General features: G+C 70.0%; 17 protein-coding genes and 1 tRNA gene. 4 read left to right on the top strand and 14 right to left on the bottom strand.

The window, feature by feature from the left end; translation table 11 throughout:
- Nucleotides 1-260: 260 nt before the first annotated feature.
- Nucleotides 261-5,069, top strand: a complete 4,809-nt coding sequence (locus EXW95_RS08965; protein WP_174367160.1) for a glutamate synthase-related protein — start codon at nt 261-263, stop codon at nt 5,067-5,069.
- A gap of 58 nt (nt 5,070-5,127) precedes the next feature.
- Entirely contained in the window at nt 5,128-6,591 is a 1,464-nt protein-coding gene (locus tag EXW95_RS08960) for a glutamate synthase subunit beta (protein ID WP_174367159.1), read from the top strand.
- Nucleotides 6,592-6,644: 53 nt separating this feature from the next.
- On the opposite strand, the gene EXW95_RS08955 is transcribed toward EXW95_RS08960, so the two are convergent.
- The 9 genes from EXW95_RS08955 to EXW95_RS08915 form a co-directional block, all read right to left on the bottom strand.
- A complete protein-coding gene (locus EXW95_RS08955) occupies nt 6,645-7,121 on the bottom strand; it encodes a hypothetical protein (RefSeq protein ID WP_174367158.1) in 477 nt (158 codons plus the stop codon).
- A gap of 22 nt (nt 7,122-7,143) precedes the next feature.
- Complete coding sequence (locus tag EXW95_RS08950) at nt 7,144-7,563, bottom strand: nuclear transport factor 2 family protein (RefSeq protein WP_174367157.1); 420 nt, start codon at nt 7,561-7,563, stop codon at nt 7,144-7,146.
- A gap of 60 nt (nt 7,564-7,623) precedes the next feature.
- Complete coding sequence (locus EXW95_RS08945; protein ID WP_174367156.1) at nt 7,624-8,661, bottom strand: HD domain-containing phosphohydrolase; 1,038 nt, start codon at nt 8,659-8,661, stop codon at nt 7,624-7,626.
- A gap of 150 nt (nt 8,662-8,811) precedes the next feature.
- A complete protein-coding gene (gene glyA / locus EXW95_RS08940) occupies nt 8,812-10,038 on the bottom strand; it encodes a serine hydroxymethyltransferase (RefSeq protein ID WP_174367155.1) in 1,227 nt (408 codons plus the stop codon).
- A gap of 4 nt (nt 10,039-10,042) precedes the next feature.
- Nucleotides 10,043-12,397, bottom strand: a complete 2,355-nt coding sequence (locus EXW95_RS08935; protein ID WP_174367154.1) for a bifunctional diguanylate cyclase/phosphodiesterase — start codon at nt 12,395-12,397, stop codon at nt 10,043-10,045.
- Between the two features lie 110 nt (nt 12,398-12,507).
- Nucleotides 12,508-13,128, bottom strand: coding sequence for a 1-acyl-sn-glycerol-3-phosphate acyltransferase (locus EXW95_RS08930; RefSeq protein ID WP_174367153.1), 621 nt, complete (start codon nt 13,126-13,128; stop codon nt 12,508-12,510).
- Between the two features lie 505 nt (nt 13,129-13,633).
- Nucleotides 13,634-14,116, bottom strand: coding sequence for an EVE domain-containing protein (locus EXW95_RS08925; protein WP_174367152.1), 483 nt, complete (start codon nt 14,114-14,116; stop codon nt 13,634-13,636).
- Between the two features lie 18 nt (nt 14,117-14,134).
- Entirely contained in the window at nt 14,135-15,235 is a 1,101-nt protein-coding gene (locus EXW95_RS08920; protein ID WP_174367151.1) for a permease prefix domain 1-containing protein, read from the bottom strand.
- Nucleotides 15,232-15,573, bottom strand: a complete 342-nt coding sequence (locus EXW95_RS08915) for a PadR family transcriptional regulator (protein WP_174367150.1) — start codon at nt 15,571-15,573, stop codon at nt 15,232-15,234. Before EXW95_RS08915 ends, EXW95_RS08920 begins: the two co-directional genes overlap by 4 nt.
- Nucleotides 15,574-15,721: 148 nt before the next feature.
- On the opposite strand from EXW95_RS08915, the gene EXW95_RS08910 reads away from it, so the two are divergent.
- The gene (locus EXW95_RS08910) at nt 15,722-16,807 is read left to right on the top strand and encodes a S1C family serine protease (protein WP_174367149.1); all 1,086 of its coding nucleotides are present in this window, start codon (nt 15,722-15,724) and stop codon (nt 16,805-16,807) included.
- 55 nt (nt 16,808-16,862) lie between these two features.
- Nucleotides 16,863-17,078 carry a hypothetical protein gene (locus EXW95_RS08905; protein ID WP_174367148.1) on the top strand — a complete coding sequence of 72 codons (216 nt, stop codon included), beginning with the start codon at nt 16,863-16,865 and terminating at the stop codon, nt 17,076-17,078.
- 165 nt (nt 17,079-17,243) lie between these two features.
- Here the strand turns inward: EXW95_RS08905 and EXW95_RS08900 are convergent, their stop codons facing one another.
- The 5 genes from EXW95_RS08900 to EXW95_RS08880 all read right to left on the bottom strand — a co-directional run bounded on the left by EXW95_RS08900 (nt 17,244) and on the right by EXW95_RS08880 (nt 21,901).
- Nucleotides 17,244-18,152: an aldose 1-epimerase gene (locus EXW95_RS08900; protein ID WP_174367147.1), complete on the bottom strand. Its 909-nt coding sequence runs from the start codon at nt 18,150-18,152 to the stop codon at nt 17,244-17,246.
- Entirely contained in the window at nt 18,149-18,859 is a 711-nt protein-coding gene (gene rlmB / locus EXW95_RS08895) for a 23S rRNA (guanosine(2251)-2'-O)-methyltransferase RlmB (RefSeq protein WP_046843396.1), read from the bottom strand. Before rlmB ends, EXW95_RS08900 begins: the two co-directional genes overlap by 4 nt.
- Nucleotides 18,860-18,959: 100 nt before the next feature.
- Nucleotides 18,960-19,035: transfer RNA gene (locus EXW95_RS08890), tRNA-Lys, on the bottom strand.
- 37 nt (nt 19,036-19,072) lie between these two features.
- Nucleotides 19,073-20,260 carry a folylpolyglutamate synthase/dihydrofolate synthase family protein gene (locus EXW95_RS08885; RefSeq protein ID WP_174367146.1) on the bottom strand — a complete coding sequence of 396 codons (1,188 nt, stop codon included), beginning with the start codon at nt 20,258-20,260 and terminating at the stop codon, nt 19,073-19,075.
- A gap of 132 nt (nt 20,261-20,392) precedes the next feature.
- Nucleotides 20,393-21,901, bottom strand: a complete 1,509-nt coding sequence (locus EXW95_RS08880) for a YifB family Mg chelatase-like AAA ATPase (protein ID WP_174367145.1) — start codon at nt 21,899-21,901, stop codon at nt 20,393-20,395.
- Between the last annotated feature and the right edge of the window lie 100 nt (nt 21,902-22,001).

Raw genomic sequence — 22,001 nt, 5'->3', positions numbered from 1 at the left:
TCGTGGGGTGGGTGCGCTGGCCGGAGTGTGCGGCGGATCTGGCCGGGTGCCCCGGACCTGTTGCGCAGATGACACGGACAGGTGGTGTTCATTGCCGATTTCCGGCAAAACACTGCACTTTGGCGAAAAAATGATGTGCCGCACCTTTGGACCCGTTATAAACAACGGCCCTGCATAGACATGCGCCGGTCTGTATCGTGATCTCAGCAGCCTGCACCCCGCAGGCGGATGCGAGTCACGAGCGAGATGGGAGCGTCAACATGAACAGAACAGACAACCGGGTGACGCCGGCTGAGGCGCCGCACACCCCTGCAACACCCGCGAGCGGCGCGGAACTGAACCTCGCCCGTGAGAAGGGCCTGTACAGCGGAGCCGAGCACGACGCCTGCGGCGTGGGCTTCGTCGCGCACATCAAGGGCCGCAAGAACCACGCCATCGTGCAGCAGGGCCTGAAGATCCTCGAGAACCTCGACCACCGCGGCGCGGTCGGTGCCGACCCCCTGATGGGCGACGGCGCGGGCCTGCTGATCCAGATTCCCGACGAGTTCTACCGCGCCGAGTTCGCGCAGCAGGGCGTGACCCTGCCCCCGCCCGGCGATTACGGCGTCGGCATGATCTTCCTGCCCAAGGAGATCGCCTCGCGCCGCGCCTGCGAGCAGGAACTCGAACGCGCCATCACCGCCGAGGGGCAGGTCGTGCTGGGCTGGCGCGACGTGCCCGTCAACGCCGAGATGCCCATGAGCCCCGCCGTGCGCGAGAAGGAACCCGTCATCCGGCAGGTGTTCATCGGCGCCGGGCCCGACACGCTGGTCCCGGACGCGCTGGAACGCAAGCTGTACGTCATCCGCCGCCGGGCCAGCAACGCCATCCGCGCGCTGAACTTCACGCACGGTGCCGAGTACTACGTGCCCAGCATGTCGTGCCGCACGGTCATCTACAAGGGCCTGCTGCTCGCCACGCAGGTCGGCGAGTACTACCTCGACCTGCAGGACGAACGCGTCGTATCCGCCCTGGCCCTGGTCCACCAGCGCTTTTCCACGAACACCTTCCCCGAGTGGCCGCTGGCGCACCCGTACCGCATGGTCGCGCACAACGGCGAGATCAACACCGTCAAGGGGAACTTCAACTGGATGCGTGCCCGCGAGGGCATCATGGCCTCGCCCGTGCTGGGCGACGACCTGAAGAAGCTCTACCCGATCTCCTTCGAGGGTGAATCCGACACCGCTACCTTCGACAACGCGCTGGAACTCCTGACCCTGGCCGGGTACCCCATGGCGCACGCCGCCATGATGATGATCCCCGAGGCCTGGGAGCAGAACGAGCATCTCGACCCGCGCCGGCGCGCGTTCTACGAGTACCACGCCAGCATGATGGAACCCTGGGACGGCCCGGCCGCGATGGTCTTCACCGACGGCCGTCAGGTCGGCGCGACCCTGGACCGCAACGGCCTGCGCCCCGCCCGCTACGTGCAGACCCGCGACGACCTGGTCATCCTGGCCAGCGAATCCGGCGTGCTGCCCGTCCCCGAGAGCAAGATCGTGAAGAAGTGGCGCCTGCAACCGGGCCGGATGTTCCTGATCGACTTCGAGCAGGGCCGCATCATCGAGGACGACGAACTGAAGAACCAGTTCGCGTCCGCCAAGCCCTACGCGCAGTGGGTGGAGAACACCCGCTTCCGCCTGGACGACAGCGAGGAGACCGGCACGGTCGGGCAGTTCCGCGAGTCGCTGCTGGACCGCCAGCAGGCCTTCGGGTACACCCAGGAGGACCTGAAGTTCCTGATGGGCCCCATGGCCCTGACCGGCGAGGAAGGCATCGGCAGCATGGGCAACGACAGCCCGCTGGCCGTGCTGTCCGGGAAGAACAAGCCGCTGTTCAACTACTTCCGGCAGCTGTTCGCGCAGGTCACGAACCCGCCCATCGACCCGATCCGCGAGTCGGTCGTCATGAGCCTCGTGTCGTTCGTGGGGCCGCGCCCGAACCTGCTGGACATCAACGCCGTGAACCCGCAGCTGCGCCTGGAAGTCGAGCAGCCCATCCTGGACTTCGACGACATGGCCCGCGTGCGCAACATCGAGGAGCACACCCGCGGGAAGTTCAAGGCGTACGACCTCGACATCACCTACCCCGCCGAGTGGGGCGCGCGCGGCGTGGAAGCCAAACTGGCGACCATCAACGCCTGGGCGGTGGACGCCATCGAGAGCGGGCACAACGTCATCATCATCAGTGACCGCCGCGTGGACCGCGAACGCGTCGCGATTCCCAGCCTGCTGGCCCTGAGCAGCATCCACCACCACCTCGTGAAGGCGGGCCTGCGCATGAAGGTCGGTCTGGTCGTCGAGACCGGCGACGCCCGCGAGGTGCACCACTTCGCCGCGCTCGCCGGGTACGGCGCCGAGGCCATCCACCCGTACCTCGCGCTGGAAACGCTGATCAACCTGCACACCGACGTGCCCGGCATGCCTGCCCTGAACGGCATCGACGCGCACAAGGCCATCTACAACTACATCAAGGCGATCGGCAAGGGCCTGAGCAAGATCATGTCGAAGATGGGCGTCAGCACGTACATGAGCTACTGCGGCGCGCAGCTGTTCGAGGCGGTCGGCCTGAAGACCGACTTCGTGCAGAAGTACTTCTACGGCACGCCCACCCAGGTCGGCGGGATCGGCATCTTCGAGGTGGCCGAAGAAGCCCTGCGCAACCACCGCGCGGCGTTCAGCGACGATCCCGTGCTGGCGCAGAACCTCGACGCGGGTGGCGAGTACGCCTGGCGCGTGCGCGGCGAGGAGCACATGTGGACGCCGGACTCCATCGCCAAGTTGCAGCACTCGGTGCGCAGCGGCAACTACGCCACGTTCGAGGAGTACGCCCGGATCATCAACGACCAGAGCAAGCGCCACATGACCCTGCGCGGCCTGTTCGAATTCAAGACCGACGGCGTGACGCCCGTCCCGCTGGAAGAAGTCGAAGCCGCCAGCGAGATCGTCAAACGCTTCGCCACGGGCGCCATGAGCCTCGGCTCGATCAGCACCGAGGCGCACACCACCCTGGCCGTCGCCATGAACCGCATCGGCGGCAAGAGCAACACCGGCGAGGGCGGCGAGGACCCCGCCCGCTACGAACGCGAGATGCGCGGCGAGACCCTCGGTGAGGGCCACACCCTCGCCAGCATCCTCGGCGAGAGCCGGGTGGAAGTGGACTACCCGCTGGAACCCGGCGACTCCCTGCGCAGCAAGATCAAGCAGGTCGCCTCGGGCCGCTTCGGTGTCACCACGAACTACCTGACGAGCGCCGACCAGATCCAGATCAAGATGGCGCAGGGCGCCAAGCCCGGCGAGGGCGGCCAGCTGCCCGGCGGGAAGGTCAGCGAGTACATCGGCTTCCTGCGCCACTCCGTGCCCGGCGTGGGCCTGATCAGCCCGCCCCCGCACCACGACATCTACTCCATCGAGGACCTCGCGCAGCTCATCCACGACCTGAAGAACGTGAACCCCCGCGCGGACATCAGCGTGAAACTCGTCTCCGAGGTCGGCGTCGGCACCATCGCCGCCGGGGTCGCCAAGGCCAAGGCCGACCACATCGTGATCGCCGGGCACGACGGCGGTACGGGCGCGAGCCCCTGGAGCTCCATCAAGCACGCCGGGTCGCCCTGGGAACTGGGCCTCGCGGAGACGCAGCAGACCCTCGTCCTGAACCGCCTGCGTGACCGCGTGCGCGTGCAGACCGACGGGCAGCTCAAGACCGGCCGTGACGTCGTGATCGCCGCGCTGCTGGGCGCCGACGAGTTCGGTTTCGCCACCGCGCCGCTGGTCGCGCAGGGCTGCATCATGATGCGCAAGTGCCACCTGAACACCTGCCCCGTCGGTGTCGCCACGCAGGACCCGGTGCTGCGCGCCCGCTTCCAGGGCAAACCCGAGCACGTCATCAACTTCTTCTTCTTCATCGCCGAGGAAGTCCGCGCCATCATGGCCAGCCTGGGCATCCGCTCCTTCGACGACCTGATCGGCCGCGCCGACCTGCTCGACACGAAGAAAGGCATCGAGCACTGGAAGGCGCAGGGCCTCGACTTCAGCCGCGTCTTCTACCGCCCCGAGGTGCCGGGGGAGGTCGGCGTGCGCCACCTCCACACCCAGGACCACGGCCTCAGCGGCGCGCTTGATCTGCAACTGATCGAGAAGTGCCGTCCCGCCTTCGAGAAAGGCGAGAAGGTGCACTTCCTGCAGGACGTCCGCAACGTCAACCGCACCGTCGGCGCGATGCTGTCCGGCGAACTGACCCGCGTGCGCCCCGAGGGGCTGCCGGACAACACCGTGTTCATCCAGATGGAAGGCACCGGCGGGCAGAGCTTCGGCGCGTTCCTCGCGCCCGGCATCACCCTGTACCTGATCGGCGACGCGAACGACTACACCGGCAAGGGCCTCTCGGGTGGCCGCGTGGCCGTGCGCCCCAGCATCGAATTCCGCGGCAAGGCCGAGGAGAACATCATCGTCGGGAACACCGTCCTGTACGGCGCGACCAGCGGTGAGGCCTTCTTCCGCGGCGTGGCGGGCGAACGCTTCGCCGTGCGCCTCAGCGGCGCGGAGGCCGTCGTGGAGGGCACCGGCGACCACGGCTGCGAGTACATGACCGGCGGGACTGTCGTCGTGCTCGGCCAGACCGGCCGCAACTTCGCGGCGGGCATGAGCGGCGGCGTCGCGTACGTGTACGACGTGGACGGCAGCTTCGCCAAACGCTGCAACACCAGCATGGTGGACCTGCACCCCCTGCTGCCCGAAGACCAGCAGCTCGCCCAGACCCAGGGCGCACTCCACTTCGGTGACAGCGACGAGGCGCACCTGCGCCGCCTGCTCGAAAGCCACCACAAGTGGACCGGCTCACAGCGCGCCTCCGAACTGCTCGACGACTGGGAGGCCACTCTGAAGCGCTTCGTCAAGGTCTTCCCGAAGGAGTACCAGCGCGCCCTGCGCGAACGCGCCCAGGCGGGCACGGTGCAGGCCGCCGACACGACCAGCATGCAGACCGCGCAGCCCGGCAACCCCGTCGCGGCGCAGGGCACGCTGACCAAGTAACCCCTCCCAGTGCCCGCCCAACCCAGGCGGCGGGCGCTGTTCCCCCACCGGAGCACGCATGAGCAAGATCACCGGCTTCCTCGACCAGCCGCGCATCAAGGACCAGTACGCCCCGGTCGACGCGCGCCTCAAGCACTACCACGAGTTCCTGCTGCCCCTGGCACCGGACGCCGCCCGCCTCCAGGCGACCCGCTGCATGGACTGCGGCATCCCGTTCTGCAACAACGGCTGCCCCGTCGGGAACATCATCCCGGACTTCAACAACCTCGTGTACCAGGACGACTGGCGCAGCGCGCTGGACACCCTGCACTCCACGAACAACTTCCCCGAGTTCACCGGCCGCATCTGCCCCGCCCCCTGCGAGGCCGCCTGCACCCTGAACATCAATGGCGACGCCGTCGGCATCAAGAGCATCGAGCTGAGCATCATCGAACGCGGCTGGCAGGAAGGCTGGGTCACGCCGCAACCCCCCGCCGTGAAGACCGGGAAGAAGGTCGCCGTGATCGGTTCGGGCCCCGCCGGGCTGGCCGCCGCGCAGCAGCTCGCGCGCGCCGGGCACGACGTGACCGTGTTCGAGAAGAACGACCGCGTGGGCGGCCTGATGCGCTACGGCATCCCCGACTTCAAGATGGACAAGCACCACATCGACCGCCGCGTCGAACAGATGCAGGCCGAGGGCGTCACCTTCCGCACCGGCACCCTGGTCGGCGCGTGGCCCGAGGGCAGCCGGGTCACGAACCTCAGCAAGAAGACCGTCACGCCCGACGAGCTGAAAGCCGAATTCGACGCCGTCCTTCTGGCGGGCGGTGCCGAGCAGCCCCGCGACCTGCCCGCGCCCGGCCGCGACCTGGACGGCATTCACTTCGCCATGGAATTCCTGCCGCAGCAGAACCGCGTGAACGCCGGCGACAAACTGAAAAAGCAGCTGCGCGCCGACGGCAAACACGTCATCGTGATCGGCGGCGGCGACACTGGCAGCGACTGCGTCGGCACCAGCAACCGCCACGGCGCCGCCAGCGTGACCCAGTTCGAGGTGATGCCCCAGCCGCCCGAACAGGAGAACAAACCCCTCGTGTGGCCCTACTGGCCCATGAAACTCCGCACCAGCACCAGCCACGAGGAAGGTGCCGTGCGTGAATTCGCCATCGCGACCAAGGAATTCATCGGCAAGGGCGGCAAGGTCACCGGCGTCAAGACCGTCCGCATGGAATTCAACGGCGGCCAGCTGACCGAGGTTCCCGGCAGCGAGGAAATCCACAAGGCCGACCTCGTCCTGCTCGCCATGGGCTTCGTCAGCCCCGTCGGCAGCGTCATCGACGCCTTCGGCATTCAGAAGGACGCCCGAGGCAACGCCCACGCCCACACCGACGAGGGCGGCTACCACACCAACGTGCAGGGTGTCTTCGCCGCCGGGGACATGCGGCGCGGCCAGAGCCTCGTCGTGTGGGCTATCCGCGAGGGCCGCCAGGCCGCCCGCGCCATCGACCAGCACCTCATGGGCACCTCAGTGCTGCCCCGCTGAGAACAAGACCAGAAGGCCGCGCCACCCAGCAGGGGAGAGGCGCGGCCTTTCTGCTACAGGCAGCGGGTCAGGGTCTCCGGGGCGATCTCGATGCCCGCGAAGGTCAACCGGTCACTGCCGTCCTCGGGCAGTCGTTGCCGCAGCGCCAGCCCCCCGTTCGCGACCGAGGCGTCCAGGCGCCGCTGCTCGTCCGGGGTGATCAGCACGACCTCGTTCGCCCGCAGGACCGCGCGGATCTGCTCCGGATCGCCGCCCGTGTCGAGCAGTCGCCGCTTGACGATGTTCAGCGGCACGCGGTGCTCACCGTACAGTTGCGACGCGCACAGCCCCGACGCGAACGCCGCGCGGGACATCCGGTAGTGCGCCGCGCCCCGGCGGTGGCGGTAGAGCGGCTGGCCCTGCGCGTTGAACTCGTCGTAACTGCGCAGCAGCTTGTCGAACGGGTTGCCCCGGCTGAACGCCTGCACGACCTCCGGCGGCTGGCTGAGGATGGCGGCCAGCACCTGCACGATCCCTTCCTGATGCGTCACGACCGCAGTGTAGGTGTCTCGTTCAGGCTGGTCGGTGGAGGTTGACCTTGCCGCTGCTGAATTCGGCGGGGGCGCTGCTGTGTTCGTGGAGGATCAGCCAGCCGGTCCCGCCGGGGGTCAGGGTGAGGGTGATGCGGTTGTTCATGGTGCGCAGGCGTTCGCCGCTGGCGCTGAGGCCCGCGTAGGTGACGAAGGCGTGCACGAGGGCGAGATCGGGCGTGACGGTGCTGCGGACGTCGTCGAAGGTGACCTGCACCCGCTCGTCGCCGAGGCTGGCGAACCAGCCCTCGATCATGCCGCGCCACTGCTGCTGGCCGTCGTACTGCCAGTGTTCCCACATGTCGTACACGGTGACATCGGGGTGGTACAGGGCGAGCAGGGCGTCGGCGTCGCGGGCGTGGACGGCGTCGGCGTAGGCCTGGAGGAGCTGTTCGGGGTGCATGGGCTACCGTACCACTGATTACGTGTGGACGGAATAGGCTATAGCAGCTATGTTTTCTGCTTACGCGGCGTGGTGTCCGAGGACCTGCGTGAGGGCCTGCACGACCTGCGGGTCGAAGTGCGTGCCGCTGCCCTGCTGCACGAAGTGCAGGGCGTCGCCGGGTGTCCAGGCGTGCTTGTACGCGCGGGGGCTGGTCAGGGCGTCGAACACGTCGCACGCGGCGAAGATCCGGGCGGTCAGGGGAATGGCGGTGCCGCTGCGGCCGCGTGGGTAGCCGCTGCCGTCCCAGCGTTCGTGGTGCGCGGCGATCACGTCCAGCGCCTCGGGCGGCACGAAGGGCAGTTGCCGGGCGAGGTTCAGGCCTTCCTGGACGTGCTGGTGCATGCGGTCGCGCATGGCGGGGGTCAGGGGGCCGGGGTGGTGCAGGACGTCGTCCGGGAGGGTCAGTTTGCCGATGTCGTGCAGGTACGCGCCCCAGCGCAGCGCGCCCAGCGAGTCGGGTGGGAGGTGCATGGCCTGCCCGACGAGCAGCGCCAGTTGCGTGACGCGGTCGGTGTGGCCGCGCAGGTCGTGGTCGCGGGCTTCCAGCGCGAGGCTCAGGGCGCGCAGGGCGTGTTCGTGCGCGTCGCGTTCGCGTTCCTCGGCGTGCAGGCGCGCGGCGACCAGCGTGACCAGTCCGGCCAGGGTGCGCAGCAGGGTGCGGTGCGACGCGCTCCAGTCGGGCGTGTCGTGGGTGATGAGGAGCGCCCCGAGGAGCGTGCCGTCCCGGTCGTGGATGGGCGCGGCCAGCAGGGGTGGGCGGTGTCCGTCCGGGGGCCATTCGAGCAGGTCGGCGTGACGCTGCAGGGCGCGGGTCAGGTCGGTGGGGAGGGTGGGGAGCGGGGCGGGCCCCTGGCAGACGCGCGCGGGGTAGCTGGGTCCGGGCGGTCCGGCGCGGCCGGTGTGGTCGCGCCGCTGGTAGTACGTGGCGGTGCGTGCCCCGGCGTGGCTGGTCAGGGTGTCCAGGACGGGGCGCAGGGCGGCGCTGAGGTTGCTGGCGGTGAGGCCCACCTGCGTCAGGTGCAGGGTGAGGTCACTGGGCAGCGCGGCGAGATCCATGGACGCTTCACTATGTCACGCCGGAGTGGAAAAGTTCACAAAATAACGTGAGTGATTGGGGGTGCTATCCCCCCACTGGCACCGCCCGGCGCGAACAGCGGCGGGACCGCCGGGGTCAACGCCCGCCGGTCCCGCCGCCTGCGTGTGGGATCAGGGAATCCGGAAGGCCCCCGCGAAGGCGTGCACCTCGGCCTTGACGTCCTCGCCCTTCAGGGCACGGTCGATCAGGTCCGCGACGGTCTGCATGTCGCTTTCGACCATGCCGCGCGTGGTGACGGCGGGCGTGCCGATGCGGATGCCGCCGCCGTGCAGGATCTTCTCGGTGTCGTACGGCAGGGTGCTCTTGCTGATCGTGATGTGGTTCGCGTCGAGCAGGCGCGTGGCCTTGGTGCCGTTCAGGCCCTGCGGGCGCAGGTCCAGCACGAACAGGTGGTTGTCAGTCCCGCCGGACACCACGCGGTACCCCTTGTCCTGGAAGGCCTTCGCGAGCGCCTGCGCGTTACGGACGATCTGCGCGGCGTATGCCTTGAACTCGTCGGTCAGGCACTCGCCGAACGCGACGGCCTTCGCGGCGATCACGTGCTCCAGCGGGCCACCCTGGTAACCGGGGAACACGGCGCGGTCGATCTTCGCGCCGATCTCCGGGTCGTTACTCAGGATGATCCCGCCGCGCGGCCCGCGCAGGGTCTTGTGGGTGGTGCTGGCGACCACGTGCGCGTGCGGCAGCGCGTTCGGGTGCACGCCCGCCGCGATCAGACCCGCGATGTGCGCGATGTCCGCGAACAGGATCGCGCCGACCTCGTCGGCAATCTCGCGGAACGCCGCGAAGTCGATGGTGCGGCTGTACGCGCTGGCGCCCGCGATGATCATCTTCGGTTTGTGCTCGTGCGCCAGACGGCGGACCTCGTCCATGTCGATCAGTTCCGTCTCGGGGTTCACCTTGTAGCCCACGATCTGGTAGCGCAGCCCGGAGAAGTTCACGGGGTTCCCGTGCGTCAGGTGCCCGCCGTGGCTGAGGTCCATGCCCAGCACCACGGACCCCGGCTCGATCAGCGCGTTGTACACCGCGAGGTTCGCGCTGGACCCACTGTGCGGCTGCACGTTCGCCCACGCCGCGCCGAACAGTTCCTTCAGGCGGTCGATGGCCAGCTGCTCGATGCGGTCCACGACCTCGCACCCGCCGTACCAGCGCTTGCCGGGGTAGCCTTCCGCGTACTTGTTCGTCACGATGCTGCCCTGCGCCTCGCGCACCGCCGCCGACGTGAAGTTCTCCGAGGCGATCAGTTCCAGCCCGAGGCGCTGCCGCTCGGCCTCCTGGGCGATCAGGTCAAACAGGGCCGTGTCACGGGCGGTGGTGGGTTCGGCGGTGCTGGTCATGACCTCACGGTAACACCCCCCCACCCCGCGCACCGGGGGCGTGTCTTTGCAGGTCAGACGAACGCGGTCCCGTCAGTCCGGGCGGCAGGTTCCCGGCAGCCGCGGGCCGCGCGAACCAGAAGCCCTGCACGGTGGACACGCCCAGCGCCCACACCGCCTGCGCCTGCGCGTCCGTCTCGACTCCCTCGGCGACCACGCGCAGCCCCAGCGCCCGCCCGAGCGCCACGATCGCCCCGACGATCTGCGCGCCGCGCTGCGCCTCGGCCGGGCAGTCCAGGACCCGCACGAACGCCCGGTCGATCTTCAGGGTGCGGATCGGCAGGTGCAGCAGCGACGACAGGGAGGACTGCCCCACCCCGAAATCGTCCAGCGCCGTGTCCACCCCCAGGACGCGCAGCGCGGCAAGCGGCTCGCGCAGCCGTTCACCCGACGCGACCAGCACCCGCTCGGTGACCTCCAGTTCCAGGTCGCCGGGGCGCAGCTCATGCGCCGTAAGCTGCGCGGCCAGCCAGGACACGAACTCCGGGCGCAGCAGCAGCGGCGGCGTGACGTTCACCGACACCTGCCACGTCACCCCGGCGTCCCGCCACGCGCGCAGCTGACTGCAGGCCCGCGCGATCACCCACAGGTCCACCTGTGGCATGAACCCGGCGTCCTCCGCGACCGGTACGAACTCCGCCGGGGACACCGCGCCCAGCTCCGGGTCCGTCCAGCGCAGTAGCGCCTCCGCGCGGCGCACCTGTCCGTCCGCGTCCAGCATCGGCTGGTAGTGCAGGGTCAGTTCATCCCGGTCCAGCGCGCCACGCAGCCGCGCCTCCAGCAGCACCCGCCGCGCCGCCGCCGCGTCGTCCCGCGCCGGGTCGAACAGCTGCGCGCCGTTCCCACCCCGCCGTTTCACTTCCGCCAGCGCCAGATCCACGCGGCGCAGCGCCGCCCCGGCGTCCTGCGCGGGGTCCGCCAGCGCCGCGCCCACCGACGCGCTCAGGCGCAGCTCCTGACCCTCGAAGTTCACGGGCTGAGACAGGGCGTCCCGCAGCCGTTCACTCAGGGTCATCAGGGTGCCGGCAGTGGTGTCCCGCAGCAGCACCACGAACTCGTCGGCGCCCAGGCGACTGCAACACGCCTGCCCCACCTCCGGCAGGGTGCCCGTGACCGCCAGGACCCGCCGCGCTGTCTCCCGCAGGAACTCGTCCCCGGCGCGGTGTCCCAGCGCGTCGTTCACGAACCGGAAGTCGTCCAGGTCCAGCATCACCAGACCCACCCGTCCCCCGACCTTCAGCGCGTGATCCAGGGAACCGTTCAGTTTCAGGCGGTTGCCCAGCCCGGTCAGCGGGTCACGCAGCGCCTCGGCCTGCACCTGCGCCTGACTGCGCGCCAGCTCCCCGGTCCGCACGCGCAGGTCCCGCACCGCCAGCGTCTGCCGCGCCGCGACCAGCAGCGCCGTCAGGAACGTCAGCAGCAGCGCCCCGCGTTCCGGCAGGCCCTGCGGGATCAGCAGCAGCAGCGAGAACGCCGCCACCAGCGACAGGTACGGCGCGAGCAGCGACACCAGCGTGGGCGGACCCGCACGTCTGGGCGGCGCGGCGCGCGGCGGCGCGAGCGAACCCGACAGCGCCGCGGGCAGCAGCAGCGCCCCCAGGGGCCACAGTGCGTCCGGCCAGCCCACCCCGTCCCCGTACTCGCCGCGGAGCGTCAGGTACACGAAGCCCAGATCGGCGACGACGAAGGCCAGCATGCCCGCCGCCAGCAGCGCCAGACTCCGCCGGAGCGTGCTGCTGCGCAGCGTCATGCCCCGCCACACCTGCGCCAGCAGCAGCGCCAGCAGCAGCAGGTCCGACAGGGGGTACAGCATGGTGACCACGTTGTCCAGGCGGCTCACGTCCTCCCGCTGCGCCTGCGCGGCCAGCAGAAAGAACCACGCGAAGGCCGACACCGCCGACACCATCGCCAGCACGTCCAGTCGCGCCGCCCAGCCCGGCAGGGACGGCCAGCGGCGCTCCACCAGCATGAACGCCACCAGGAAACACGCCGGGTACGCCAGGAACAGCGGGTCGGCCAGCGTGACCTGCACGTCCGCCTGATCCAGCGCCGCGTACACCAGCTGCCCCAGGCCCCACAGCGCCGTCCCGCCCGCCATCCAGCGCCACGGAGCCGGGAACGCCGCGCGGCCCGCCAGGACCCAGGTCAGCACGCCGGACCCCACGAACAGCAGCACGTACGCCTGATCCGCCATGCCCTGCGCCGCGCCCGGCGGCAGCTGGCCCCGCAGGTTCAGGAGGTGCAGGACGTACAGGCCCAGCAGCGCCCCCAGGACCAGTCGCGTGCCGCGCTGATCGTCAGGAACTGCCGGGACCGTCATACCCGGATTGTCCGGCGGGAACCCTCCCGGAACTCTTACTGCGCCGCGCTGTAAAGCGCTTCAGGTGCTCCCGACCGGGGCGGCACGTACCGGACAGCGTGAAGGTCGCGTCAGCCCTTGCTGGGTCCACCCTCCGACGCGGGGCGGGGAATGGCCGGCGTCTCGTTCGCCGGGGTGTGGCCGCGCACGTCGCGGAGCATCTCGCGGATCAGGGCGAAGTCCGCCTCGATGTCCCCGGTGGGCGTCACGTACCCGATCACGCCCACCTGCTTGCGCCCCCAGTCCATGACCGTCACGCCGATCGGGACGTTCGCTTCCAGCGCCATGTAGTAGAAGCCGGTCCGCCAGTACTGCCCGCGACTGCGGGTGCCTTCCGGCGCGACGACCAGCATGATCTCCGGTTGCTGGTCGATCAGAGCCACCACGCCGTCCACGAAGTTCCCCCCGGCGCGGCGGCGATCCACCGGCAGGCCCCCCACGGCCCGCATGAACAGCCCCAGCGGGAACGTGAACAACTGATGCTTCGCCACGAAGCGCACCGGGGACCGGGTGGACCACATGAAGAACAGGCCCGGCCAGAAGTCCGCGTTGTGCGTGTGAGGCGCAACCGCACTCACGAACTTGGGTCCGGGTGGGGGGGCCAGCACGGGCCGCCATCCCACCAGCCGCATGAGCCCAAGCGCCAGGCGGGAGAACAGGGTGGGACGGCGACCGGGCCAGAGTGCAGACATTACCCCGCAGCGTACCGGTCGCGTGCCGCCTGCCCGGCGGGTGTGAACTCAGTCCAGAAAACCGGGTGGGTGGTTCCTGCCCTGTGATCCCACTCCGGAGTCCAGGGTGCATTCAGTTCCGGTGAGTGCGCAGCAGCGCGCCCCCTCACCGTTCAGGTGATGCCGTGTTCAGACGTTGCACCAAGCCCCGTCACGCGGGTGGGTGCGTCAGCGGCGGCTGCGCCGCTCGGCGCCGGGACGTTCCTGCCACGCGGCAAGGATCAGGGACACCACGATGACCAGACCAGCCAGAAGTAGTTCCATAGTTGCATTCTCCTTTTCTTCATCTGACGTTAAGGTCATAGGAAGAGAGAAAGCCATGAAAAAACTCTCAACGTCAGATGAACACACGCCGGATTGTGTCGAACCTCACCACGATACCCACCACCCCTGACCCTGTCAAAACACCCCCCCCGCCGCCCGGAGCGGCACTCGACCCAGCCCGCAAATCAACCCATTTCTCAGATCAACCCAGTCCCGCCACCTCATCCAGGCTCAGACCCGCCGCGTCCAGCGTCGCCCAGAACGCCCCGCCCTCCACGGGCAGCACGCTCAGGCGCGATCCCTTGCGGGTCAGGGCCGACCCGTCCCATTCCGGCATCTCCCGCAGGGCGTCCAGGGACACCACCTGCGGAAACGCGATCAGCGGCGCCACATCCACCATGCTCCAGCGCGGCGCGTCCACCGTGGACTTCGGATCGAAATACTGACTGTCGGGGTCGAACTGCAGGTCATCCGCGTACGCCGCCCGGCACACCCGCGCCACCCCCGCCACGCCCACCGGTTTCGCGTTCGAGTGGTAGAACAGGCACAGGTCCCCCTCGCGCATCTCCCGCAGGAAATTCCGCGCCTGATAGTTCCGCACGCCATTCCACGGCTCTCGCCCCACCCGCACCAGATCCGCGAAGCCGAACACATCAGGCTCCGATTTCAACAGCCAGAAACGCATGACGCCCAGCCTAGGGCATCACCCGCCCGGCTGATCCGTGACCAGCGGCGGCAGTGGGATGGGCTGTTCACCCTTGAAGCCCACCGACATGCCACCCCAGCTGTACTCGTCCGCGTTGTTGGGTACGTGATCCAGCGGCATGACCGCCACGTACGTTCCCCGCGCCTTCGCGCTCGCTGGTCCCGTGGGCATCGGCGAGTAGGTGTTGGGATCGGCCTCGGGGTCCACACGCAGGCGGTACAGCACTCGCCACTCGTTCAAGTTCAGCGGACGATGGTCGTTGAAGATGGCTCCCGCTCCGTCTGGAGGCACGGTATGAGTTTCCTGGGTGGGGGGCGTGGTGTTCAGGGTCTGGGTCGCGCGGTGAAGGCGCACGCTGGGGTTCGCGCAGGCGCCGACGCTCATGCCGCCCGGTCCGCTGTAAGCACTTATGCCCGAGTTCTCGAACGGGGAGGGCAGGCCGTACCCGGTCTTGTAGATGCCGCTGCGCTCCTGGCCGTCGCAGGTCATGCGCCACGCGCTCAACAGGAGGCGTTCCTGGTAGCGGTAGCTGCCGGGGATGCGGCCCCGGAAGTTCTGTTCCTCATCGTTCACGAGATTCTTGCTGAACAGACTGACCTGCTCCGGGCGGTACTTATTTTCGGTACTGGAGACCATCACGTACAGTACCGCCTTCGTGCCACGCGGGTAGGTCAGGGTCACGCCCTGATAGGTGCCACGCGGAGCGTCCTTATCGCTGAACAGTGCATTGATGTCCCTCTGGTTCATCGGGCTGAACTGCGCGCCTTCGCGCGGGGGCAGCCACTCGCGGTACGCCGTCCAGCCCAGGCCGCCCACGAGGAGGGCTGCCAGCGTGAGCCATCCGGCGCGGTGCGTGAAGGCGTGCCCGAGTAGACCCCGGTTGACGGGTTGCGGGTCGCCCATGCCGCGCACGGCGAGGTACTCGGCTTCCTCGGGGGAGAAGCCGTGCGCCTGGTGCTCCTGCATGCGTTCGGTGAGGTGCGCGCGGAGTTCGGCGGCGGCGTCGAGCCGTTCGGCGCGCGGGAGGCCACGGGTGGCGTGGTGGATGTACGCGTCGGCACTCAGGGGACGGCGCGGTCGGGGGAGGCGGCGGGTCACGCGGACCGCCGGGGCAGGGCGCGGAGCAGCAGGGCGTCCAGCGCGCCGCGCAGCGTCTGCCATTCCTGGCGTTTGGTGGTCAGGGCCGCGCGTCCGTCATCGGTCAGCCGGTAGACCTTGCGGGGTGCGCCGCCCCGGTCGCTGGGTTGCCAGTCGCTGTCCACCCACCCGGCCTTCACGAGGCGGTGCAGGGCGGGGTAGAGGCTGCCTTCACGCAGGTCGAAGAGGCCGCCACTGCGGTCGTTGACGTGCCGCAGGATGTCCAGCCCGTAGCGGGGCTGATCCTGGAGGGCGGCGAGCAGCGCGAGGTCGAGGGTGCCGGATTTGAGTGGGTTCATGCGTGGGGCCTCCGACTGGTGTCTTGGTATGCAAGGTAGTGGTGGGTCACTATCTTGTCAAGCAAGAATGTGGGGCGGCGGGAGGCACGACCTCTCTTCGGTTCCCTCTGCCACCGTCAGGGGCTGAACACGGCCCTAGACTGACGGCGTGCGCGCCTCGCCCTGGCTTCCTGTCCTGCTGATCCTCGCGCTGGCCGCGTACCTGCTGCCAGAGGCGGACGTGCCGTTCCTGCCGCGCGTGAACGTGGCACCCCGCGTGGACATGCAGGCGCCCACGCCCCCCGTCACGCTGCCCGACGACGCCCGCGCGCTGTTCGACAAGTCCCGTCCCGCCACCGTCCGCGTCGAGAGCGTGAACACTGCCCGGAATACCGGCGGGATCGGCACCGGCTTCTTCATCAGCGCCGGCGGGCAGCTCCTGACCGCGTACCACGTGGTCAGCGGCGGGCAGCTGTTTCAGGTGAGTACCCTGTCGGGCCGCAGCTACCCCGCGCGGGTCGTGGCGTTCGACGCCTCCGCGGACGTGGCGCTGCTGCAGGTCAGTGGGCGCGGCGCGAACTTCCCGTACCTGAACCTCGCGACCCGCGCGCCCCGCCCCGGCGAGACCGTCCTGGCCATTGGGAACAGCGGCGGCGACTACCTGCAACCCCGCCGCGGCAGGCTGCTGCGCCTGAATGCCGAGTCGGGGAACGCGGAGTTCCCGCAGGGCACGCTGGAGATGACGGCACCCCTCGCGCCCGGCGACAGTGGCGGGCCGATCATCGACGGGAACGGGCAGGCGATCGGGGTGGTCAGTTACATCAGCGTGGACGGCAACGGGCAGACACGGCGCAGCTACGCCGTGCCGGTCGTGGAGGGCAACGACCTGATCAGCGACCTGCGGGCCGGGATCACGAACGACGTGCCGGTCGTGGGCCTGATCTTCGACTCGATTCACAGCGGTCAGACCGACCCGCCCGGCGCGATCATCCGCGAGATCGCCCGCCGCAGCCCCGCCGAACGTGCCGGGCTGCGCGGCAGCACCTTCGACAGGCAGGGCAGCCTGACGGCACTGGGCGACGTGATCCTGCGCGTGAACGGCCAGCGCACCCGCGACGCGAACGAGGTCATCGCCGCGATCCGCCGCGCGAAGGTGGGCGACACCGTCACCCTGACCTACCTGCGCGGTGATCAGGAACGGCAGGCGCGCATCACGCTCGTGCCCAAGGCCAGCGTGCCCGACCTGCAGGAGTAAAGCAGAGGTTACCCTCCCCCACCCGCGCTTCAGGCGCGCCCGCCAGACTGGAGGGATGTCGAGAGCATTCGTGAAAGAGGACGAGGGGGAACGCTGGACGCCTCCCCCGGCGCCGCGCGCGTACCGCGTGGTGTGGACCGGCGACCCGGACGCCCCCGAGGTCCTGAAGGAAACCGACGACCTGCTCGAAGCCCTGCGCTGGATGCAGGCCCGCGACCGCCGCGAATTCGAACTGCGCGACGGTCGCGGGGCGCTGCTCGCCACCGGGTAGGGGAGAGGCTTATACGGATTCCGTTTGTTTCGTGAACAGCTCGGAACACCGCCGATCTGCTCACTCCACGTCCGGAACCCGTTTTGCTCCCACTCGCTCTGCTGCGCAGCTCTGCGAGTCCGCTCGGATTGAACGGCTTTGTCAGCCATTCAATCGGAGTCCGTATTACCAGTTCCCGTCGAGAGTCAGACGCACGGTCCCCGCGAGCGTCTGACCAGGCGACAGCACGCGCAGGTCCACGCCGGGCACGCCCTGCGCGGCGAGGTTGAACGCGTCGGTCGCGTGAGACACGGGCTCCAGCGCGAGGCTGCCGTCCGGCGCGGTGAACACCACCAGATGCGAGTACACGTTGTCCGCCGTGACGGTCAGCGCCCGCGCGCCCCAGTCCAGCCGCGCCACGCCGTCCCACGCCGTGTACGTCGTGTTGATCTCCCGCGACCCCACCGGGGCGGGCGTACGGTAGTCCTCATCAGTGCGCAGTTCACGGGCGGCACCCACCGTCAGGACGCGCTCGTCCGTGTCGTAGATCAGCTCCGCGCCCACCGTCAGGGTCGGGTCCACGCCCGGCAGGTCCGGCTGCACGCGCGCGAAGTACGGGTGCAGGCCCATCCCGGCGGGCATGTCGGTCGTGTCCTCGTTCGTGAGGGTCAGCGTCATGTCCAGGTGCGGGCCGTGCAGGCGGTACTCGATGCCCGCCGTGAACGCCCACGGCCAGTTCACGTCCGCGAAGTCCCGCGAGTCGAAGGTGCAGCGCAGGTGCGTGTCGTCCACCCGCTCGGCCTTCCAGGGGCGGTTGCGGACGTCGCCGTGCTGCGCCAGTCCGTCCTTCGTGTTCGGGCGCAGCTGAACCTCGCGCCCCTCGAACACGAATTTCGCGTCGCGCACGCGGTTGCTGAACGGAATCAGCGTGAAGCTCGCGCACTGACTGCTCGTCTCCACGCTATCCATTTCCACCGGGCGCAGTACCGGGCGGCCCGAGGTTGCGCGCAGGTTCAGGACGCTGGCTCCCACCTCCGGCAGGACCTCCAGCGTCAACTGCTCGCCGCGCAGGACCTCCACCCGGCGGTCACTCACGCGCGGCCCCGCGACGCCTCGAACAGCAGGATGCCCGCCGCGACCGACGCGTTCAGGCTCTGCACCCGCCCCCGCACCGGAATGCTGACCAGCGCGTCGCACTTCTCACGCACCAGGCGGCGCATGCCCTCGCCCTCCGCGCCGATCACCAGCGCCACCTTCCCGCTGAAATCCACCTTCCGCACGTCCTGCGCCGCCTCGCCCGCCGCGCCGTACACCCACACACCGTCCTTCTTCAGGGCGTCCATCAGGCGCGGCAGGTTCTTCGTCTGCGCGACCGGCAGGTAACTTGTCGCACCCGCCGCCGTCTTCGCCACGACCGGGGACAGCGGCGCGCTGCGGCGCTCCTCGACGACCACGCCGTGCGCGCCCAGCACCTCCGCACTGCGGATGATCGCCCCGAAATTCCGCGGGTCCGTGATGCCGTCCAGCAGCACGATCAGCAGGTCCTCACCGCGCTTCTCGGCGAGATCCAGGATGTCGTCCACCGACGCCCACTCCAGGTCCTCCACCTCGGCCAGGACGCCCTGATGCTGCGTCGTGCCCGCCAGCTGATCGAGTTCGATGCGCGGCGCGAACTTCATCCGCACGCCCGTGGCCTTCAGCTGCGCCACGAACGCCTCCTCCACCCCACGCGCGACCAGCACCTCGGACACCCGTCCGTCCTGCAACGCTTCCAGCACCGGATTCCGCCCGTACAGCAACATAGAGGCCAGTGTACGCGCCCGGAGCCGCAGGCGGCCCGCGCGCCGACACGTGCCGGAGGGGTGACAGGAAAAACCCCCGCGCGGGGCGGGGGCTTCTCTGTGGTGGATCGTGTAGGAATCGAACCTACAACCCGCTGATTAAGAGTCAGCTGCTCTGCCAATTGAGCTAACGATCCAGAGCGAGGAGAAGTATAAGGGCGCCCCCGGAACCTGTCAAGCGCCCCCCAGCAGCGCGCGGGTCTGCCCGGCCAGGTACAGGCTCCCGGCGACCAGCAGCGTCCCGCCGGGCGGCGTGAGGGCCAGCGCGTGCGCTAGCGCCAGCGCCGGGTCGGGAACGGCGTCCCCGCCGTGCTGCGCGGCCAGGTCCTGCGGGGGCGTGGCGAGGTCGCCGGGCGCGGTGAACACCCGCCGCGCCGCCACTGCCAGCAGCGGCGCGAGGGTCGCCCCCGTGTCCTTCCGCGCGAGGTTCCCGAACAGCAGCACGTCCGCACGCGGCACCGCCACGGCCAGCGCCTGCGCCGCGTGCGGATTGTGCGCGCCATCCACGAGGACCGTCCGCCCGTCCACGGTGAAGCGTTCCAGGCGGCCCGGATGTGTGGCGTCCAGCGCGCCCTCCACGCCCGCCGCGTACCCCAGCGTGCGCAGCGTCGCGGCGGCCAGCGCGGCGTTGCGCACCTGATGCGGCCCCTCCAGCCGCGGCGGGCGCGGCAGGGCGAACAGATCCGGGTGGGTGTCCGGCGTCAGCAGCGGCGCCCCCACCCCCGCAGCGACCTCCGCGATCACGTCCAGCGCCTCCCCTGCGGCCGTGGTCAGCAGCGGCACGCCGGGCCGCGCCGCGCCCGCCTTGTCCCGCGCGATCTGCGCCACCGTGCTCCCCAGCACGCCCACATGATCGAGCGCCACGTTCGTCAACGCCACCGCCGCCACGTTCTCCAGCGCCTGCGTCGCGTCCGTCGCGCCGCCCACCCCGGCCTCCATCACCGCGACCTCCACCCCCCGCGCCGCGAACACCCGCGCCGCCAGGGCCAGCGTCAGGTCGAAGAACGCCGCGTCCCCCCCGTGCGCGCGCGCCCACGCGATGAACGCTGCCGTCTCCGCGGGCGGGATCGGGTCGCCGTCCACCCGCACCCTCTCCTCGAAGTGCGTCAGGTGCGGACTCGTGAACCGCCCCGAGCGCACCCCCGCTGCGCGCAGCCCCGCGTCCAACATCGCGCAGGTACTGCCCTTCCCGTTCGTGCCCACCACCCGCACACTCCGGAACCGAGCGTCCGGGCGGCCCAGCGCGTCCAGCAGCGCCCGGGCCGCGCCCGGCCCCCGCTCACGCCCCGCACGGGTGCGGGCGAACAACCACTCGTAATCCGGGACAGACGAGGCACTCACGCCGGTCAGGGTACCGGTCATACGGACTCCGGTTGAAAGGTTTGCACAAACTTTCAACCCGAGCGGACGCGAGGAGGAGAAAAACGGGTTCCGGGCGTGGAGTTGGCAACCCGGTGCGGTTCCGGGTTGTCGACGAAACAGACGGAATCCGTATCAGCCGCTCCCCAGGTCACGCGGACGGTACGTCACCGCCTCGGCCAGGTGCGCCTCGCGGATGTCGTCACTGCCCGCCAGGTCCGCCACGGTGCGCGCCACGCGCAGCACCCGGTCGAAGCCCCGCCCGGTCAGGCCCAGCTGCCGCGCCGCCGCCCGCGCGAAATTCTCCGGGCCGGTCGCCAGCGGCGCGGCCCGCCGCAGCGCCTGCCCGCTCAGGTCCGCGTTCCGCGCGCCCTGCCGCTCCAGCATCCGCGCCCGCGCCGCCAGGATGCGCGCCCGCACCGGCCCCGACCCCTCCGGCTCCGGCGCGCGGGTCAACTCATCCACCGTCAGGCGGGGTACCCGCACGAGCAGATCGATGCGGTCCAGCAGCGGCCCACTCAGGCGCGCCGCGTAGCGCGTCCGCTCGGCCGGCGTGCACGCACACGCCTTCTCCGGGTCGCCGTGATGCCCGCACGGGCAGGGGTTCATCGCCGCGACGAGCTGGAAGCGCGCCGGGTACTGCACGCTGGCCCGCGCGCGGCTGATCGTCACGTGCCCGTCCTCCAGCGGCTGCCGCAGCGTTTCCAGCGCCTTGCGGCTGAACTCCGGGAACTCATCGAGAAAGAGGAGCCCCCGGTGGGCCAGACTCACCTCACCCGGACGGGGCACACCCCCACCCCCGATCAACCCCGCGTCCGACACCGTGTGATGCGGCGCGCGGTACGGCGGCTGCACGCTCAGGCGCCCCCGCGCCGTCAGCAGGCCCGCCGCCGAGTGAATGCGCGTCACCTCCAGCGCCTCCGCCCGCGTCAGCGGCGGCAGGAGCCCCGGCGCGCGGCGCGCCAGCATCGTCTTCCCACTCCCCGGCGACCCCACCAGCAGCAGGTTATGCCCCCCCGCCAGCGCGACCTCCAGCGCCCGCCGCGCCCCCGACTGCCCCTTCAGGTCCGCCAGATCCAGCAGCGCCTCCCGGTCCGGCGCGTCCGGCACCGGCGGCGGCGTCACCTCCAGCACCGCCTGCCCCGTCAGGTGCCGCACCGCGTCCAGCAGCGACCCCGCCCCGAACACCCGCGCGTCCTCGATCATCGCCGCCTCCGCCGCGTTCCCCTCCGGCAGCAGCACCTCTGCGCCCAGCGAGCCCGCCAGCAGCGCCAGATTCACCGCGCCCGCCACCGGCCGTAGCGACCCGTCCAGCGCCAATTCGCCCGCCACCAGCGTCCCCGCCAGCGCCGAGAGCGGCACCACCTCCTGCGCCGCCAGCACCCCCAGCGCAATCGGCAGGTCGTACAGTGGCCCCTCCTTCCGCAGATCCGCCGGAGCCAGATTCACCGTGATCCGCGCCGCCGGGAACGGCAACCCCGCGTTCCGCACCGCCGCCCGCACCCGCTCCCGCGCCTCACTGACCGACTGATCCGGCAGGCCCACCACCGTGAAGGCGGGCAGGCCCGGCGAGACGTCCACCTCGACCTCCACCGGCACCGCGTCCACCCCGAACAACGCCGCGCTCCGCACCCGCGCCAGCACTCACCGACCCCCAGAACGCCACATGTGACCCGCAGGCTAACAAGAGTTGGCCCCCCGACAGCGCGCACATGAGCGACTGTCCGGGGGGCGTCGGTGGGGG

The organism is Deinococcus sp. JMULE3, from assembly GCF_013337115.1.
Taxonomy (GTDB): Bacteria; Deinococcota; Deinococci; order Deinococcales; family Deinococcaceae; genus Deinococcus.
Note: the sequence above shows the minus strand (reverse complement) of the source record. Positions and strands in the feature narration are given on the sequence as shown.